Genomic DNA, 18,148 nt, shown 5'->3' with positions numbered 1-18,148 from the left:
CCCTTAGAAAAACACCTCTGCCGCAGGGATTGCGACAGGGCCGGAAGACATCCGCAGGATCAGATTGCCTGCCGGATCAATGGTTTCAAACACACCCACGCGGGTTTGGCTGCCAGTTCGAGCGCGGATGGTGTCGCCTAAACGCGCGGCATGGGACAGCCATTCTTGGCGTAAGGCGGCGAAACCTTGTTGGATGAACTTCGCCTCCCAGTTCGCATAAGCCGGAGCGAGCGCGTCGAGAAACGCCTCAGGCGTGATGCGCAAGCCTGTCTCGCCGAGCAGACTGACGGGGATCGTGGCCCCCGGCTCAACCGCCGCAGGATCGGGCGCGCCGATCAGGTTAACGCCAATACCGATGGCGAGATCAAAGCCGCCACGTTTGTTGGCGCTACTTTCCAGCAAGATGCCCGCCACCTTGCCGCCGTTCAGCAGCACATCGTTCGGCCATTTCAGCGCGAAAGCGCCGGACAATCCGGTCAGGCCGACAAACGCATCCCGCAACGCTAGACTAGCTGCAAAGCTGCGCAAAGCGATCATTTCGGGCGGTTCGGCTGGATGCAGCAGCAAGGTGCCGTAGAAGTTACCGCGTGGAGACGCCCAAGGCCGCGCCCGCCTGCCCCGGCCCGCTGTCTGCTCCAAACCCAAAAACCACGCAGGCCCCGGAGTGTCCGGGGCCATACGCAGGGCATAGGCATTGGTGCTGTCCACGGTGGCTAAGACATGGCGCGCCACACCCTCAGGCCATGCAGCTTTAGCCGACAAGCGATTGCGCCGCCGTCGCAGCCACCGCTTCAATGCCGAACAGGTTGACAACGCCTAGCAGCATCACCGCCGCCACCGCCACCAGCATCAGCCATTGCACCGGAGCCATCCGACTGGTCGCCCCCACGGTCTCACGCCCGAAATACATGAAGAACACGATGCGCAGGTAGTAGAACGCGCCTATCACCGAAGCCACAGCCCCCGCCACCGCAAGCCATGTCATGCCCGCATCCACGGCAGCTTTCAGCACATAGAACTTCCCGAAAAAGCCCAACATCGGTGGCACACCCGCTAGGCTGAACATCAAGATCAGCACGGCGAGCGCCTTTAAAGGCTCCCGCTTTGAGAACATGTTCAGGCTGTCGATATCGCTGATCGACTTGCCATCCTTCTCCAACGACATGATGAAGGCAAAGGTGCCGAGGTTCATCGTGACATAGATCGCCATATAGATCAGCATCGCCTGCACACCCTCAACCGTTCCAGCGGCCAGACCGACCAGCGCATAACCCATATGGGCGATTGAGGAATATGCCATCAGCCGCTTGATATCGCGTTGCCCAATGGCGGCGACGGCACCAAGGAACATCGACAGCACGGCGAGCGCCGCCAAAACCTGGCCCCATTGCGCCGGAATCGCCCCGAACGCATCGAACACCACGCGCGCGATCATCGCCATCGCAGCAGCTTTCGGAGCTGTTGCGAAGAAAGCAGTAACCGGAGTCGGAGCACCTTCGTAAACGTCCGGCGTCCACATGTGGAACGGCGCTGCGGAAACCTTGAACGCCATGCCTGCGATCAGGAACACCAAACCAATCACCAGCCCGATTTGTGGTTCGGTCAGCGTGGTCAGAATACCCGAGAACAAGGTCGTCCCCGCGAAGCCGTAAACCAATGATGCGCCATACAGCAGCAGGCCCGACGATAGCGAGCCGAGCACGAAGTATTTCAACCCCGCCTCCGTCGATTTCACATCATCACGGCGCATTGCTGCGACGACATACAGCGCCAAAGATTGCAGCTCCAAGCCAAGATACAGCAGCATCAGATCGCCAGACGACACCATGAACATCATGCCGATCACCGCAAGCGCCACGAGGATCGGATATTCAAACCGCCCCATGTCGTTGCGCGCAAGGTAGTCTTGCGACATCACCAACACGCCCGCCGCCGACAGCAGGATCACCACTTTGGAAAACCGCGCGAAAGCGTCGTCGATGAACATGCCACCGAAGGCTACATTCGCGCCCTCACCCGCAAAGCCGATGTAAGCCGCCAGCGCCACGAACACTCCGGCGGTGGCCCAAGTTACCACTCCAGTCAGCGCATCTTTGCCCGCGTACACACACCCCAGCAGCGCGGCCATGGCGTAAAGCGCCAGCAAAACCTCGGGCAGGACGATATGAAAGTCTAAAGCGTTCATCTGGTCTGTCCCTTAGTTCGCAGCAAAGGCCGTCACGGCCGTCTGGTAGTTTTCAACAAGCGCCTTCACCGATGGTCCGATGATATCCAGCACCAAAGCCGGATAGACCCCCAGCAGCAAAGTCATCACGATCAGCGGCGCGAAGATCGCCCGCTCACGTCGGCTCATGTCCTGGATGGTTGCCAAGGACTCTTTCACCAGCGCGCCGAAGGCAACGCGGCGATAGAGATACAGCCCGTAGGCCGCCGAGAGGATCACGCCAGTGGTGGCAACAGCAGCAACCCAAGTGTTGACCTGAAAGATCCCGGCCAGCACGAGGAATTCACCGACAAAACCGCTCGTCCCCGGCAAACCGACGTTCGCCATGGTGAAGAACATGAACACCAAAGCGTAAGCTGGCATCCGGTTGACCAAGCCACCGTAAGCGTCGATTTCTCGCGTGTGCATCCGGTCGTAGATCACGCCAACACACAAGAACATCGCGCCCGAGATAAAGCCGTGGCTGATCATCTGGAAAATCGCACCATCAACGCCCTGTTGGTTGGCCGCGAAAATCCCCAAGGTCACATAGCCCATATGCGCCACCGAGGAATAAGCGATCAGCTTTTTCATATCGGACTGCGCCAGCGCCACCAGCGAGGTATAAACAATCGCAATCGCGCTCATCCAGAACACCAGTGATGACAGAACCTCTGCCCCAACCGGGAACATCGGCAGGCTGAAGCGCAAAAAGCCATAACCGCCCATCTTCAGCAGGATCGCCGCCAGCACCACAGAACCCGCCGTCGGGGCCTGAACGTGCGCATCCGGCAACCAAGTATGCACCGGCCACATCGGCATTTTCACCGCAAAGCTGGCGAAGAACGCAAGGAACAGCAAGGTTTGCAAGCCGCCCGTAATGCTCATCCCCAGCACCACCATCGGCGCGCTATCAAACTGGAACGCCATCAAAGTCGGAATATCGGTGGTCTTCGCCGCCCAATACATCGCGATCATCGCCACCAGCATCAGCACCGAGCCGAGGAAGGTATAGAGGAAGAACTTGAACGCCGCATAAATCCGGTTTTGCCCACCCCAGATGCCGATGATAAGGAACATCGGGATCAGGCCAGCCTCAAAGAACAGGTAGAACAACACCAGATCCAGCGCCAAGAACACACCGAGCATCAGCGATTCCAGCAGCAGGAAAGCGATCATGTATTCTTTCACCCGGTCGCTCACACCCCAGCACGATAGAATGGTGATCGGCATCAGGAACGTCGTCAGCATGACGAACAGGATCGAGATGCCATCGACGCCCAGCTTGTATTTCAGCCCGACGATCCAAGCCGCTTGCTCAACGAATTGAAAGCCCGCGTTGCTCGCATCGAACCCCTTCAGCACGAACAACGACACGATGAAGGTCGCTGTGGTGGCGATCAGTGCAAGCCATTTGGCATTGTTGGCGGTGGCCTCGTTCGAGCCACGCAGGAACAGCGCCAAGACGGCGGCAGCGACTGCGGGCAGGAAGATGATGATGGAAAGAAGGTAATTCATGCTTTTAGTGCCCCACCGTAAGCGTCATCCACGTCAGCAGGCCAGCAATCCCCAGCACCATCGCGAAGGCATATGTAAAGACGTAACCCGACTGCCAGCGCCCAGCGAGTTTGGTGAAGAACGGGATGATCCCCATCGCCACACCGTCCAGCGCACCGTCGATCACCGAACCGTCACCCTTTTTCCACAGGAAATTGCCGAGCAACAACGCGGGTTTCACAAAGATGCGGTCGTAGATCTCGTCGAAATACCACTTGTTCAGCAGGAACAGATAGAGCGGACGCTGTTGCGCCGCGAGTTTTCCGGGAAGGTCCGGGCGACGAATGTAGAACTGAAACGCCAACAGGAAGCCCAGCACCATCGCGATGAACGGCGAGACTTTGACCCAGTTCGGCGACTCATGCGCTTCGTGCAGCACGTGGTTTTCGGCTCCAAGATAGATAGCGCCTTTCGGAGCGACACCCGGTTCAACATGCGCAGGTGCCGTAGGCTCAGCCGTCGTCGCAACAGCAGTTTCCGTCGCCGGAGCTGCTTCGGTTGGAGCAGTTTCAGCCGGAGCAGACTCGGTCACAGTAGCCGGAGCCGTTTCAGTTGCCGGAGCAGCTTCGGTGGTTGCCGGAGCCGTTTCATTTGTCGCGGCCATAGTTTCGGGTGCAGCTTCACTTGCAACAGGTGCCGCCTCGCCAGCCGGAGCAGCCTCCGCCACAGCCTCAGCCGCATGTTCTTCTTCGCCTGCAATTTGCTCGTGCGCAGGCTCCATATTGAACCAAGCCCGCATCTTCGCCTCATCACCGAAGAAGCTATTATACCAGACCATGCCCGAAAACACCGCGCCCAAAGCCAGCACGCCCAAAGGCACCAGCATCGTCCCTGGACTTTCATGCGCGTGGTCATAGGCATGGGTGTCGCCCTTCGGCTTACCGAAGAACGTCATAAACATCAGTCGCCATGAATAAAACGAAGTCATAAACGCCGCGATCACCAGCAGAGTGAAGGCATAGCTTGACCCAACCCAAGCGCTTTCAATCACCGCGTCTTTCGACAGGAAGCCCGCAAAACCATAATGCGTCAGCGGAATGCCCACCCCGGTAATCGCCAAAGTGCCGATCATCATCGCCCAGAACGTCAGCGGGATTTTCTTACGCAGCCCGCCGTAATTCCGCATATCCTGCTCATGGTGCATCGCGGTGATCACCGAGCCTGCGCCAAGAAACAACATCGCCTTGAAGAACGCGTGTGTGAACAAGTGAAACATCGCCACCGGATACATGCCGACGCCAGCGGCCACGAACATATAGCCAAGTTGCGAGCAGGTCGAATAGGCGATCACCCGTTTGATGTCGTTTTGCACCAGACCTACCGTGGCGGCAAAGAACGCCGTCGTCGCACCGACAATCACGATCATCGTCTTGGCATCAGGCGCATATTCATAAAGCGGCGACATTCGGCAGACGAGGAATACCCCCGCCGTCACCATGGTTGCCGCATGGATCAGCGCCGACACCGGCGTCGGGCCCTCCATCGCATCCGGCAACCAAGTGTGCAGAAACAATTGCGCCGATTTACCCATCGCGCCAATGAACAGCAGTACGCCGATCAAGTTGGCCGCGTTCCAGTCAGCCCACAGAAAATGCAGGTTGGTCTGCGCCAGTTGCGGGGCGGCTGCGAAAACCTCATCAAACTTGATGCTGTCGGTCAGGTAATACAGCGCGAAAATCCCCAGCGCGAAGCCGAAGTCGCCGACCCGGTTGACCACAAACGCCTTCATCGCAGCGGCATTGGCGCTCGGCTTGCGGTAATAGAAGCCGATCAGCAGGTAAGAAGCGACGCCCACACCCTCCCAGCCGAAAAACATCTGAACCAGGTTGTCAGAGGTAATCAGCGCCAGCATGGCAAAGGTGAAGAACGACAGATACGCAAAGAAGCGCGGCCGATAGCTTTCGCCATGCGCCCAGTTCTCATCATGCGCCATGTAGCCTTGCGAATAGAGATGCACGAGGGCAGAAACCGAGTTCACCACCACCAACATGATCGCCGACATCCGATCTAGGCGGATACCCCATTCGGTGCTCAGCGTGCCGGATTCAATGAACCGCAATACGGTGATGGGCTGGGTATCGCCCTGAAAGGTCGAGAAAATATACCAAGACAGGATGGCCGCCACGAACAAGACCAACGTGGTGAGCCAAGTCGCCGCCTTCTCGCCAATCAGCCGCCAGCCAAAACCGCAAAGGATCGCGCCGACCAAAGGTGCAAACAGGATGATCTTCGCGCTGAGTTGCAAATCCATGTTCTCAGCCCTTCATCACGTTAACATCTTCGACATCAATGGTGCCGCGGTTGCGGAAAAACACCACCAAGATCGCAAGGCCAATCGCAGCCTCTGCCGCCGCCACCGTCAGGATGAACATGGTGAACACCTGCCCTACCAGATCGCCCAGCTGCGACGAGAAGGCGACGAAGTTGATGTTGACCGCCAGCAGCATCAGCTCAATCGACATCAGAATGACGATGACATTCTTCCGGTTCAAGAAGATGCCAAAGATCCCGATGACGAACAAAGCCGCCGCCACCACTAGGTAATGTTCCAGTCCTACCATTTTCGTCCCTCCGGGTCGTTGCCCGTTTGTCATTGTCTGCGTTGCACCTGAAGTGCTGATGGCCACCGCAATGGCCATCGGTATCAATGCCTTATGGCATGGTCTCAGGATAGTAGAGCGAACAACCGCAGTCGCCGCGTGAGGCTTTTGGCGTGTAAGCTTTCGCCAGTTGCCCTTTAACCACTTCGTAACCGCCGCGCTGTGCGTTCTTGACGAACAAATCTTCATTTGCCAGTTTTTTCTTCGACCGAAGCGCATCCACATGGGCAAACAAATCGCCATGCCCCGGCAAGCCTTTGCTGGAGTCCTTCAGGAGATACTCCGCATTAACTTGCACCAGCTTACGTGTCGCACAATTAACCAGCGTATATTTCTCGTGCGTGCCGCCTGCATCAGATTCGTCGGTCTCGAACCCGACATAACCGTTGCCCTCGTCTATCGCCGGATTTTCCCGGTGTTTGCCAAAGGCATTGGCTGCCTCGCTGCCACATTTTTTGAGATCGCGCACAACCTGTTTTTGATCGGCCAAAGCCGGACCGACTGCCAACATCGCAATAATAAAAGGAAGAAGGAAAGTTTTCATCTATGCCACTCCATTTGAATATTACAGTCCCTGCCCCGGTTTCGGGTCCATCAATTCCATCGCCTTCGCCGGATCGCGCCACATCTGGTGCAGCACGTTTTGGCGTTTGATGTCCTTGCGGTGGCGCAGGGTCAAAAGGATCGCGCCGATCATTGCGACCAGCAGCACCAAAGCCGAAAGCTGGAACAGCAGAAGGTATTTGTCGTAGATCAGCAGGCCCAACGCGCGGGTGTTTTCCATCTGTGCCAAATCGGGCGTCACCGCAGCGCGCAGGCCCATAGCGCCGTCGGCTTGCACCCAAGCGCCAACGCCAAGCACCAGTTGCATGATGATGATCACGCCAACCAGCAAACCCAACGGCATGTAGCGCGACATCTCACCCTTCAATTCGGCAAAGTCGATGTCGAGCATCATCACCACGAACAGAAACAGCACGGCGACAGCACCGACATAAACAATGATCAGCAGCATGGCGACGAACTCCGCCCCCAAGAGCACAAACAGCCCCGCCGACGACAGGAATGCAAGGATCAGCCAGAGCACCGAATGCACCGGGTTGCGCGACAGCGTCACCAGCAAGCCCGCCGCGACCGTCACGGTGGAAAACGCGTAAAAGGCCAAATCTGCAACGCTCATGGCGCTTTCTCCTCGGTTTCAGCGAAGACCGCCTGCGCGGTTTCCAGTGCTTTTTGCATGGCGAGAACCCCGCCGAACATCGACATTTGCCAGATCACTTCAGCGATCTCGCGTTTGGTGGCCCCGGCGGCCAAAGCATTCTTCACCGTGGCGCGGATTTGCGGCTCTCCCAACGGCCCCTGAACCGTCAGCGCCGCAATCGTCACGAGGAACCGCGTGCGCGCATCGAGCCCCTCGGGGTTGAAGGTTTTGCCAAAGAACGCCTCCAGCATTTCCTTCGGCATCGCCGGAAACAGCTTTTCGAACGCCTTCACATCGACGCCCTCAAAGCCCGGCGCAAAGGCTTTCGCCATCTGGCTGCCCTGCTCCATCATCTGCTTGAAGATCTGATTGAAAGTCTCGTTCATCATGTCACCGATGTTTCAACGATACGGGGCGTCAAGTTCGAGATTGCGCGCAATGACGGCTTCCCAGCGCGCGCCGTTCGCCAACAGTTTTTCTTTGTTGTAAAACAATTCCTCGCGGGTTTCGGTCGAGAACTCCAAGTTCGGGCCCTCAACAATCGCATCCACCGGGCAGGCTTCCTGACAGAAACCGCAGTAGATGCACTTCGTCATGTCAAGATCATAGCGCGTGGTGCGGCGCGAGCCATCCTCGCGCGGTTCGGCATCAATCGTGATCGCTTGCGCCGGGCAAATCGCTTCACAAAGCTTGCAGGCAATGCAGCGTTCCTCACCATTTGGATAGCGGCGCAAAGCGTGCTCCCCACGGAAACGAGGGCTAAGCGGCCCCCTTTCGTGTGGGTAGTTCAGCGTGCTTTTTGGCGCGAAGAAGTATTTGAAGCCAAGGCCAAAGCCTTTGAAGAAGTCAAACAGCAGAAAATACTTCGCTGCGCGGCGGTAATCGGTTGTGCGTGCCGGACCCATGATCAGCCTCCCATTGTCCAGCGCGCCCAAAAGCCGCCGAACACTTCATATTTTGCTAAGAACGACACAATCACCACCCAGCCCAAAGACAACGGCAGGAACACTTTCCAGCCGATCCGCATCAACTGGTCGTAGCGGTAACGCGGCACGATGGCCTTCACCATGGCGAACATGAAGAAGAACACCCACATTTTTAGGACCATCCACCACCAGCCATCGGGAAGCCCAGGGATCGGTGACAGCCAGCCGCCGAAGAACAGCAGCGAAATCAGCGCGCACATCAAGAACATCGCGATGTATTCGCCTGCCATGAACAGCAGATAGGGTGTTGAGGAATATTCTACCATGAAACCCGCGACAAGTTCGGATTCCGCTTCCGGCAAATCGAACGGCGGGCGGTTGGTTTCGGCCAAGGCAGAGATGAAGAACAGGAACACCATCGGGAAATGCGGCAGCCAATACCAGTTCAGCAAGCCAAGATTGCCGGATTGGGCATGAACAATCGACGAGAAGCTCATCGAGCCGGTGGAGATGATGATGCCGATGATGATCAGGCCCAGCGAGACTTCATAGGAAATCATCTGCGCGGCAGACCGCAACGACCCAAGAAACGGGTATTTTGAGTTCGACGCCCACCCGCCCATGATCACACCGTAAACTTCCAGCGAGGACGCCGCGAAGACGAACAGGATGGCGACGTTAATATCGGCCAGCACCCAGCCGCTATCGAACGGGATCACCGCCCAAGCGAGGATCGCCAGCACGAAGCTTAGGATCGGCGCCAAAAAGAACACCGCGCGATCGGCCCCCGCCGGGACCACGATTTCCTTCACCACATACTTCAACGCGTCAGCCACCGATTGCAGCAGACCAAACGGCCCCACCACATTCGGCCCCTTGCGCATCTGCACCGCCGCCCAGATTTTGCGGTCGCCGTAGACAAGGAACAGCAAGCTGATCATCACAAAAGCAACGATGGCAAGACTTTGCAACGCTATCAAAAGCGCCATCCCCAGCCCGGTTTGCAGAAAGTCAGCCATGATCCCTCACGTTCCTTTTTAGCCTTGCGGCCCTTAGTCGTTGGCCGTTTGGCCTTAAACCGTCGGTATTCCTTGCGCACCACAATCGCGCACGGTCACTTCGGCATCTATCGTTTTCACACCGCGCGGCAGTGACGCCGAGATGGTGTAAACTGCATCGCCCCGCCAAACGCCACCCTTCATCGCGACATTCGTGCGCACATGACGCGCAAATCCAAAGCCTCGGATCAACGCATATTGCGCCGCCGCACAGGCTGCATAAGCGCTCACATCGCTATCATCCCGTGCACCGGTCATGGCAACCCGGAAGTTCACCAGATCGCCGTCAAGCAGGATGGTTTCGATGCCCTTATAGCTTGGATTAAACGCCAGATCAGTCTGCGGTTTCTCGCCCACACAAGCGAACAGGCCGCCAAAGGCAGCCAATCCGATCACAAGAGGGGCGCCAAGCCGCATATCCTACTCCGCCGCCATCGAAACACGCGCACGATCAGCTTCGATCGCCGCCATCTCAGCCATGACTTTGCTTGCCCGGGCAATCGGGTTGGTCAGATAAAAGCCTTTGAAAGCGTTGCGGAAATCAGCACGGCCCATGCCGCGCACTTCCAACGGCTGCCAATCATTGCTTGGCACATGATCGAGCATACCAAGATGCGGATGGACCGCGACAAGCGCCCGGCGCAAAGCTGCCAAACTGTCCCAGGCTAAGGTTTTGCCAACCTCCGCCGAGAACGCCCGCAGGATCGCCCAGCCCTCTTTCGCCTCACCCGGAGCAAACCCCGCGCGCTGCGCCAGTTGAGGCCGACCCTCGGTGTTCACAAACAGCCCACTTTCCTCGGTGTAAGCCGCCGCCGGGAAGATGATATCGGCCCGGTTCGCACCCCGATCACCATGGCTGCCCTGATAGATCACGAACGGACCCGCCGAGATTTCAACCTCATCCGCGCCGAGGTTATAGATCACTTCTGCGCCATCGGTTGCCGCCGCAAGCCCGCCCTCGGTCACGGCGCCCACGTCCATCGCACCAACACGGCTCGCCGCCGTGTGCAGCACCAGCAACTTGCCGCCAGCGCCCTGCGCATAAGCCATCGCATGCGCCAGAACCGCCTCACCATCCGCCTCGTTCAAAGCGCCCTGCCCGACGATCACAATCGTATTCGGCTTCTCAGTCACCTTGCCGACCAAATCAGCCAAGGCCGCGCGATCAGTGCCCATATGCTTGTAATCATAAGTCAAATCGGCCGCTTCGCCGATCAAACCGACATTCGCGCCCGCCAACCAAGCCTTGCGGATACGCGCGTTCAACACCGGAGCTTCCAACCGAGGGTTGGTTCCGATCAGTAGTATCGTCTTCGCCGTGTCGATATCTTCAATGGTCGCGTTACCGACGTAACCCGAGCGATTCCCCATCGGCAACCGAGCGCCATCGGTGCGGCTTTCGACCTTGCCACCAAGCGATTCAATCAACAGTTTCAGCGAATACGCCGCCTCGACAGGCACCAGATCGCCGACCAGACCAGCAATCTTCTTACCTTTCACGGCAGCAGCAGCCATAGCCAAAGCCTCACCCCAGTTCGATTTGCGAAGGCGACCGTTTTCCCGCACATAGGGCACGTCCAGCCGCTGACGACGCAAGCCGTCCCAGACGAACCGCGTCTTGTCGGAAATCCATTCCTCGTTCACGCCGTCATGGTTAAGCGGTAAAATCCGCATCACTTCGCGGCCTTTGGTGTCGATACGAATGTTAGAACCCAGAGCGTCCATCACATCGATGCTTTCGGTCTTCGACAACTCCCACGGCCGCGCGGTGAAGGCGTAAGGCTTTGAAGTCAAAGCTCCAACCGGGCAAAGGTCGATGATATTACCTTGCAGGTTGCTGTCCAAAGTCCCGTTCAGATAGCTGGTAATCTCCGCATCCTCGCCGCGCCCGGTCTGGCCCATCTGGGTGATCCCGGCGACTTCCGAGGTGAACCGCACGCAGCGGGTGCAAGAGATACACCGCGTCATCTTGGTCTCAACCAACGGCCCAAGGTTCAGATCTTCCGAAGCCCGCTTGGGCTCACGATACCGCGAGAAATCCACCCCAAATGCCATCGCCTGATCTTGCAGATCGCACTCACCACCCTGATCGCAGATCGGGCAATCGAGCGGGTGGTTGATCAGCAGAAACTCCATCACGCCCTCGCGGGCTTTCTTCACCATCGCCGAGTTGGTTTTCACCAACGGCGCTTCACCGTTTGGCCCCGGCCGCAGATCGCGCACCTGCATCGCACAAGACGCCGCAGGTTTCGGCGGGCCACCGACGACCTCAACCAGACACATCCGGCAGTTGCCGGCAATCGTAAGGCGCTCGTGATAGCAGAACCGCGGAATGGCCACCCCGGCGACTTCCGCAGCCTGAATGATCGTCATCGCGCCATCGACTTCAACTTCGATCCCGTCGATGCTGATTTTCTTGAGGTTCGACATCCGCTTACTCCGCCGCCAACTGATTGCATTGATGGGTTTTCCACCTCTGCGCTTCTTTCAGATACGACCAGCCAAAGGCATGATCGCTCTCGCCATTTGCAACGCGGTGCTGCCACCGCGCCATTCCTTCGTCAAATCCCGGGCAATGCCCGACAGGCACCCACCACAACACCAAATTTCCGTTGCCGACCGCATCATACCATTCGGCGTTACGCCCATAGAACTGCCGATGCACGGTGTTCCATACGAAATTCTCCAAGCTCGCCAGATCCATCCATACCGACAAAGTCGAGGCCAATCTGTGATCGCCGATTGCCACAGCATCGGCTGTCGCCTGAGCGGTTTCCATCGCTTCATCAGTCAGCCGCCATATGAAACCCGGAGATTTCTCAGCAATGCCGTTGACCAACTCCAAGTTGTTGACGAAATCCGCAACGCGCGGATCGTCCCAACCATAGCGCAGAGTTCCAAAGTTAAACTCTGCAAGGTGATGATCAACAGGCTGCATCATTTGTACGACCTCAACAAACTGCCCGCGAGCGTGCCCTTGTCAATTTCGTCGCGGCCAACCTTGCAGTAGCTCTCCGCATCGCCCTCAACGGCACCGGCCTTTGTCAGATATTCCTTTGCCAGCGTCTTGATGCGCTTCTTCTCGGTCTTATCCTTCAGAAACGCCTTAACTTCGGCCTCGGTGTAACCCTTGTCGCGCGCGTAATCTTCCAACGCGTTCAGTTTGCCCAGCACCGTGAACATCTTCGCCGAGATTGACGGGCAAGTTTTGCGAATGGTATCGCCGACCTGACCAGCCACCAACGACGCATTGATATGGACTTCCTTGTTCAACGGTTCCAGCGCCAGCGCGGGGCTTGCCGCCAGCACAGCAACCAGCGTCAGGCTGTGGAAAAACTTGGTCATTGTGGCCTCCTTGGCTTTGACAGCCCGGACCATAAACCGCGAAGCCGCTGATATCCCATGACAAGACCGTGTCTTGCGCAGGTTATCGCCTGTCAGAACCACGTTTGTCATGCGCAGCCCCCTTTGAATACCCAAGCGCCGCCGACGTAATGGCCATACGCCGCCCGGTTCACCGAGCGCCCGCGCGCGCCACAAAATGCCTCAGCCGCAAGCTTGGCCTCGGCGCCCTCAAAGTTGCCAAACGCAGCACCATCTCGCGTTACAGCCAGAACCGGCCCCGCTTCCGAAGGTTGCAAGTCCGCGATATACGATTGCCCCGCCAGTTCCACCGAAACCGGACCGCTTTCCGACAAAGCCATCGGACGCGGGCTGCTCACGCAAGCACTCAGCCCAGCAAAACCGATCACTGCCACGGCCCGCATCATGTGCAGACCCCTTTGAACATCAACTGACCTTCGACCAACTTGGCCTGCACATTGCGAAAGCCGTAGCTTTCCCCCGCGCAAGCCTGCTTGACCAAATCCCGCCCAATCTTACGCTCATAAGACATAGAGCCGCCGTCGATCCGCCAAACCCGCGCGTCAAACGGCCCGGCTTTATCCTCAGCGGTAATCTCGACCATATATTTCACGCCACGATGCTCGGCTGGAATCTGCAAACCCGGATAAGCCTCAGCACACGCAGGAAGCGGAGCCAAGCCCATCCCGATTGCCAATACCAGCCCAAAACGCATCGCTTACTCCGCCGCCATCGCGCCCATACGGCCGGTCTTCTTCGCCTTGATACGGTCTTCAATCTCCTCACGGAAATGCCGCACCAAGCCCTGAATAGGCCAAGCCGCCGCGTCTCCCAAAGCGCAGATTGTATGACCCTCGACTTGCTTGGTCACCGACAACAGCATGTCGATTTCCTCAATCTCGGCCTCGCCGCGCACCAGACGGTCCATCACCCGCATCATCCAGCCAGTGCCTTCACGGCACGGCGTGCATTGGCCGCAGCTCTCATGCTTGTAGAACTTCGACAGCCGCCAGATCGCTTTGATAACGTCGGTCGATTGATCCATCACGATCACCGCCGCCGTGCCGAGACCTGACTTTTGCTCGCGCAGCCAGTCGAAATCCATGATCGCGTCTTCGCATTGCGCCGCGTTCAGCATCGGCACCGAAGACCCGCCGGGGATCACCGCTTTGACATTCTTCCAACCACCACGCACGCCGCCGCAATGCACGTCCAGCAACTCGCGCAAAGTGATCGACATGGCTTCTTCCACCACGCACGGATTGTTCACATGCCCGGAAATCCCGAAAATCTTGGTGCCAACATTGTTAGGCCGCCCAAAGCCCGCAAACCACTCCGGCCCACGCCGCAAAATCGTTGGCACCACCGCGATGCTCTCAACGTTATTCACCGTCGTCGGGCAGCCATAAAGCCCCGAGCCTGCCGGGAACGGCGGCTTCATCCGCGGCATCCCCTTCTTGCCCTCAAGGCTTTCGAGCAAAGCGGTTTCTTCACCGCAGATATAAGCCCCAGCACCATGATGCAGGTAGCAGTCAAAATCCCAACCGGATTTGGCGGCATTTTTACCCAGCAAACCAGCATCGTAGCATTCGTCCAACGCCGTCTGCAAAGCCTCACGCTCGCGGATATACTCGCCGCGAATGTAGATGTAGCAAGCATTCGCCCCCATCGCGAACGACGCGATCAAAGCGCCCTCGATCAAAGTATGCGGATCATGCCGCATGATCTCACGGTCTTTGCAGGTGCCCGGCTCGGACTCGTCCGCATTGATCACCAGATACGACGGCCGGCCATCCGATTGCTTCGGCATGAATGACCATTTCAGCCCGGTTGGAAACCCCGCCCCACCCCGGCCCCGCAGGCCCGAAGCCTTCATCTGATCAACAATGGTATCCTTGCCGCGCGCAATGATCTCGGCCGTGCCATCCCAATGGCCCCGCGCCCGCGCGCCCGCCAAGGAACGGTCGTGCATCCCGTAAAGGTTGGTAAAGATGCGGTCCTTATCGTCGAGCATAGCTGCTTCCTTACGTGCGGCGCTTGCGCCAAATTTGATACGTCACAACCAAGGCCCAGATGAACCCAGCCAAAGCCGCCAGATCGAGCAGCAGCGTGTATTTCAGCGGCAACCCAAGTTCCGCGCCGATCTGCTGACCCACCATCCATAAGATCATCGTGCCAGCAATCACCAAAGCCACCAGCTTGGTCTGCCGCGCCGTGTTATCTTGTGGACCTTGCGCCATCTCAGTGATGCCCATGCCCAACCGAGCTATGACCGTGATCATCGCCCGCATGGCCATGATCCGCAGTCACCGTCAGTTCAACCCCGCCATTGCCCATCAGAGCGGCGTAAACCCCGAACACCACCAGCCCGACGATCACTGCGGCAAAAGTCTCAATCTCACCCAGCCAGCGCGCCAGCCCAACCGCGATCAATGCGGCCAGAACAGCAACAAGCCAGCCGCCAGCCCAAGGCCCATCAACGCTTGCATGGTCATGTGCATTTGAATGGTCCATCATTGCCCTCAATACTCTTTATTCTTAGCGCGGATCTGGAAAGCCGGCACGCCGATTTCGCCGATCAACCGAGCCTGCGCTACCCATTTGTCGCCACCAATCCGGCCTTCAAAGCCGCGCAGATTGTTGTTCACCCAATCGACCTCCGCAGGCGCAAGGGATGCGATCTGATCGAAGTGGAAGATCCCCAAGCCGTTCAACAACTTCGCAACGTCAGGATCAATACCTTCGATCACCGTCAGATCATCTGCAGCACCACCGCGCGGTTCTGCCAGCGCAACCGGCCTGCTGTCACCCAAAGGCGATGGAGTTTTCGCCTCTGGTGTTGCAAGCGGCGTGGCCTCCTGCGCATTGCCGTCTTCAAAAGGCCGTCCCTTTGAAACTGCGGGTGCTTCTTGCACCATGGTCCCAGTCGCGTCCACCACTTCAGCCTTACCGGGCTTGGGTTCGACCGCATCGCCAACGGCTGCCGAAACCGGCTCAGGAGCAGCATCGCCCTGAACCACTTTCGCAATCCAAGGCGTCAGCAACGGCACTTCGGTGCCATCAATCCGCTTCACCGTATCGCCAATATCCACCGCAGCCTGCACCGAAGCGTTATATTGATTGCGCCCCGCCTCATGCGCCTTCAGCGAGGTCAGCCCCGACAAAGGCTCCGACGAATACCGCCCGTTTTGTGGCCCCGGCACCGGCACTTCACCGTTCGAGAACCGCCCGATTAACGCCCGCAGCTTTGAAGGCGTCAGATCCTCGTAATAATCCTTGCCGATCTGCGCCATCGGCGCATTGGTGCAAGCCCCCAAACACTCAACTTCTTCCCAAGAAAATTTGCCATCCGCCGAGACTTGATGAGCCTTATCGGCTACCAGTTCCTTACAAACCGCAATCAACTCCTCCGCCCCACAAATCATGCAGGACGTGGTGCCGCAAATCTGGATATGTGCCACCGAACCAACGGGTTGCAGCTGGAACATGAAGTAAAACGTCGCCACTTCCAGCGCCCGAATATACGCCATCCCCAACTTATCGGCGACATGCTCAATCGCCGGACGGGTCAACCACCCCTCCTGTTCCTGAGCACGCCACAGCAGCGGAATAATAGCCGAGGCTTGCCGGCCCTCAGGATACTTCGCAATCTGCCCCTCCGCCCAAGCCAAATTGGCCGAGGTAAAAGCAAACGACGCGGGTTGTTCTTTGTGCAGACGGCGAAGCATCAGATACAAGTCTCCGTTTTCAGTGTCAGCACTCCGGCATCGGTCACGGACGCCAAACCTTCGTTAACCAAACCCTCAACGATACCGATAGTGACCCCTTTGGTAAATCCAAGCGGCGGCAACACCGTCGCCGCTTCCGTCTCCGTCATTGTGCAGTCGCGGGCTTCGACCAACGCAACAAACGCGGCACGATCTGCCACTGGCGCATCCTGCGCGAAAGCTGGCGCGGCCATAGTCGCCGCTATCAGGGCCACAATCTTGCACATCACCGATCCACCTCCCCGAACACGATATCCATCGTGCCGATGATTGCAGATACGTCGGCCAACTGGTGACCTTTGCAGATGTAATCCATCGCTTGCAAATGCAGGAAACCCGGCGCGCGGATCTTGGCGCGGTAAGGCTTGTTGGAGCCATCCGCCTTCAGATACACGCCAAACTCCCCCTTCGGAGCCTCAACCGAGGCGTAAACTTCGCCCGCAGGCACATGGAAGCCTTCGGTATAAAGTTTGAAGTGGTGAATCAAAGCCTCCATCGAGGTCTTCATTTCCCCACGTTTCGGCGGCGAAAGCTTGCCGCGCGTCAAGACTTCGCCCGGCTCTGCCCGCAATTTGGTGACGCACTGCCGTATGATAAGCAGTGATTGGGTCATTTCTTCCATGCGGCACAAATAGCGATCATAGCAATCGCCGTTTTTGCCAACTGGAATCTTGAACTCAAATTCATCATAGCATTCATAGGGTTGGCTGCGCCGCAGATCCCATGCCAGCCCCGAGCCCCGCACCATAACCCCCGAAAAACCATATTTGAGAATGTCATCTTCCGTCACCACGCCGATATCGGCGTTGCGCTGTTTGAAGATGCGGTTCTCGGTCAGAAGCCCGTGCAAATCGTCCAGCACCTGCGGGAACGTTTCGGTCCAAGCCTCAATATCGTTGATCAGATCGGGCGGCAGGTCTTGATGCACACCACCGGGCCGAAAATAAGCTGCGTGCAGACGCGAGCCGGAAGCCCGCTCGTAAAACACCATTAACTTTTCACGTTCCTCAAAGCCCCACAGCGGCGGCGTCAAAGCTCCGACGTCCATAGCTTGCGTCGTAGTGTTCAGCAAATGGTTCAAAATCCGGCTGATTTCCGAATACATCACCCGGATCAACGACGCCCGGCGCGGCACGGCCGTACCAGTCAACCGTTCGATCGCCAAACACCAGGCATGTTCCTGGTTCATCGGCGCCACATAGTCGAGGCGGTCAAAATACGGCAGGTTTTGCAGATAAGTCCGGCTCTCCATCAGCTTTTCAGTGCCACGGTGCAGCAAACCAATATGCGGATCGCAGCGTTCAACAATCTCGCCGTCTAGCTCTAGCACCAAACGCAAAACGCCATGCGCAGCAGGGTGTTGCGGGCCAAAGTTGATGTTAAAGTTGCGGATGCGCTGCTCGCCCGGTAACGCGGCGGCAGGGCCATCTTCATAGGTGTTCACACGGATATCGCCATCCATCATTTCGCAAT

At 57.7% G+C, this 18,148-nt stretch carries 22 protein-coding genes; all 22 read right to left on the bottom strand.

Features of this window, described 5'->3' with window-relative positions; all coding sequences use genetic code 11:
- Nucleotides 1-3: 3 nt before the first annotated feature.
- Nucleotides 4-762: a biotin--[acetyl-CoA-carboxylase] ligase gene (locus JWS10_RS02195; protein WP_299504299.1), complete on the bottom strand. Its 759-nt coding sequence runs from the start codon at nt 760-762 to the stop codon at nt 4-6.
- On the bottom strand, nt 752-2,185 hold the full coding sequence (gene nuoN, locus JWS10_RS02190; protein WP_299504297.1) for an NADH-quinone oxidoreductase subunit NuoN: 1,434 nt from the start codon (nt 2,183-2,185) through the stop codon (nt 752-754). The genes JWS10_RS02195 and nuoN overlap by 11 nt, the downstream gene beginning before the upstream one ends.
- Before the next feature lie 12 nt (nt 2,186-2,197).
- Nucleotides 2,198-3,721 carry an NADH-quinone oxidoreductase subunit M gene (locus JWS10_RS02185; protein WP_299504295.1) on the bottom strand — a complete coding sequence of 508 codons (1,524 nt, stop codon included), beginning with the start codon at nt 3,719-3,721 and terminating at the stop codon, nt 2,198-2,200.
- 4 nt (nt 3,722-3,725) lie between these two features.
- Nucleotides 3,726-6,011, bottom strand: coding sequence for an NADH-quinone oxidoreductase subunit L (gene nuoL, locus JWS10_RS02180; RefSeq protein WP_299504292.1), 2,286 nt, complete (start codon nt 6,009-6,011; stop codon nt 3,726-3,728).
- Nucleotides 6,012-6,015: 4 nt separating this feature from the next.
- Complete coding sequence (gene nuoK, locus JWS10_RS02175; protein ID WP_299474701.1) at nt 6,016-6,321, bottom strand: NADH-quinone oxidoreductase subunit NuoK; 306 nt, start codon at nt 6,319-6,321, stop codon at nt 6,016-6,018.
- A gap of 91 nt (nt 6,322-6,412) precedes the next feature.
- The gene (locus tag JWS10_RS02170; RefSeq protein ID WP_299504289.1) at nt 6,413-6,904 is read right to left on the bottom strand and encodes a hypothetical protein; all 492 of its coding nucleotides are present in this window, start codon (nt 6,902-6,904) and stop codon (nt 6,413-6,415) included.
- Nucleotides 6,905-6,925: 21 nt separating this feature from the next.
- Nucleotides 6,926-7,540 carry an NADH-quinone oxidoreductase subunit J gene (locus tag JWS10_RS02165; RefSeq protein WP_299474706.1) on the bottom strand — a complete coding sequence of 205 codons (615 nt, stop codon included), beginning with the start codon at nt 7,538-7,540 and terminating at the stop codon, nt 6,926-6,928.
- The gene (locus JWS10_RS02160) at nt 7,537-7,947 is read right to left on the bottom strand and encodes a carboxymuconolactone decarboxylase family protein (protein ID WP_299474709.1); all 411 of its coding nucleotides are present in this window, start codon (nt 7,945-7,947) and stop codon (nt 7,537-7,539) included. Before JWS10_RS02160 ends, JWS10_RS02165 begins: the two co-directional genes overlap by 4 nt.
- A gap of 15 nt (nt 7,948-7,962) precedes the next feature.
- Entirely contained in the window at nt 7,963-8,466 is a 504-nt protein-coding gene (gene nuoI, locus JWS10_RS02155) for an NADH-quinone oxidoreductase subunit NuoI (RefSeq protein WP_299480555.1), read from the bottom strand.
- A gap of 2 nt (nt 8,467-8,468) precedes the next feature.
- Nucleotides 8,469-9,506 (bottom strand): NADH-quinone oxidoreductase subunit NuoH, encoded by a 1,038-nt coding sequence (gene nuoH / locus JWS10_RS02150; RefSeq protein ID WP_299504286.1) that lies wholly within the window; start codon nt 9,504-9,506, stop codon nt 8,469-8,471.
- Between the two features lie 54 nt (nt 9,507-9,560).
- Nucleotides 9,561-9,962, bottom strand: coding sequence for a hypothetical protein (locus JWS10_RS02145; protein ID WP_299504283.1), 402 nt, complete (start codon nt 9,960-9,962; stop codon nt 9,561-9,563).
- A 3-nt stretch (nt 9,963-9,965) separates the two neighbouring features.
- Complete coding sequence (nuoG, locus tag JWS10_RS02140; RefSeq protein ID WP_299504281.1) at nt 9,966-11,975, bottom strand: NADH-quinone oxidoreductase subunit NuoG; 2,010 nt, start codon at nt 11,973-11,975, stop codon at nt 9,966-9,968.
- Nucleotides 11,976-11,979: 4 nt separating this feature from the next.
- Nucleotides 11,980-12,486 carry a DUF3291 domain-containing protein gene (locus JWS10_RS02135; RefSeq protein ID WP_299504278.1) on the bottom strand — a complete coding sequence of 169 codons (507 nt, stop codon included), beginning with the start codon at nt 12,484-12,486 and terminating at the stop codon, nt 11,980-11,982.
- On the bottom strand, nt 12,483-12,890 hold the full coding sequence (locus JWS10_RS02130; protein ID WP_299504276.1) for a DUF5333 domain-containing protein: 408 nt from the start codon (nt 12,888-12,890) through the stop codon (nt 12,483-12,485). Before JWS10_RS02130 ends, JWS10_RS02135 begins: the two co-directional genes overlap by 4 nt.
- 107 nt (nt 12,891-12,997) lie before the next feature.
- Nucleotides 12,998-13,315: a hypothetical protein gene (locus JWS10_RS02125; RefSeq protein WP_299504274.1), complete on the bottom strand. Its 318-nt coding sequence runs from the start codon at nt 13,313-13,315 to the stop codon at nt 12,998-13,000.
- Nucleotides 13,312-13,623, bottom strand: a complete 312-nt coding sequence (locus JWS10_RS02120; protein ID WP_299504272.1) for a hypothetical protein — start codon at nt 13,621-13,623, stop codon at nt 13,312-13,314. The genes JWS10_RS02125 and JWS10_RS02120 overlap by 4 nt, the downstream gene beginning before the upstream one ends.
- 3 nt (nt 13,624-13,626) lie before the next feature.
- Entirely contained in the window at nt 13,627-14,922 is a 1,296-nt protein-coding gene (nuoF, locus tag JWS10_RS02115; protein WP_299504270.1) for an NADH-quinone oxidoreductase subunit NuoF, read from the bottom strand.
- A gap of 10 nt (nt 14,923-14,932) precedes the next feature.
- Nucleotides 14,933-15,148, bottom strand: a complete 216-nt coding sequence (locus JWS10_RS02110) for a DUF5337 domain-containing protein (protein WP_299504318.1) — start codon at nt 15,146-15,148, stop codon at nt 14,933-14,935.
- A gap of 1 nt (nt 15,149) precedes the next feature.
- The gene (locus JWS10_RS02105; protein WP_299480581.1) at nt 15,150-15,422 is read right to left on the bottom strand and encodes a hypothetical protein; all 273 of its coding nucleotides are present in this window, start codon (nt 15,420-15,422) and stop codon (nt 15,150-15,152) included.
- Between the two features lie 8 nt (nt 15,423-15,430).
- Entirely contained in the window at nt 15,431-16,636 is a 1,206-nt protein-coding gene (locus JWS10_RS02100; protein WP_299504269.1) for an NADH-quinone oxidoreductase subunit E, read from the bottom strand.
- On the bottom strand, nt 16,636-16,902 hold the full coding sequence (locus JWS10_RS02095; protein ID WP_299504268.1) for a hypothetical protein: 267 nt from the start codon (nt 16,900-16,902) through the stop codon (nt 16,636-16,638). Before JWS10_RS02095 ends, JWS10_RS02100 begins: the two co-directional genes overlap by 1 nt.
- Nucleotides 16,902-18,137, bottom strand: coding sequence for an NADH-quinone oxidoreductase subunit D (locus tag JWS10_RS02090; RefSeq protein ID WP_299480629.1), 1,236 nt, complete (start codon nt 18,135-18,137; stop codon nt 16,902-16,904). Before JWS10_RS02090 ends, JWS10_RS02095 begins: the two co-directional genes overlap by 1 nt.
- Nucleotides 18,138-18,148: the final 11 nt, after the last annotated feature.

This window comes from Cypionkella sp. (genome assembly GCF_028290025.1).
In the GTDB taxonomy this organism is placed as follows: Bacteria; Pseudomonadota; Alphaproteobacteria; order Rhodobacterales; family Rhodobacteraceae; genus Cypionkella.
This window is presented reverse-complemented; position numbering and strand designations above follow the sequence as displayed.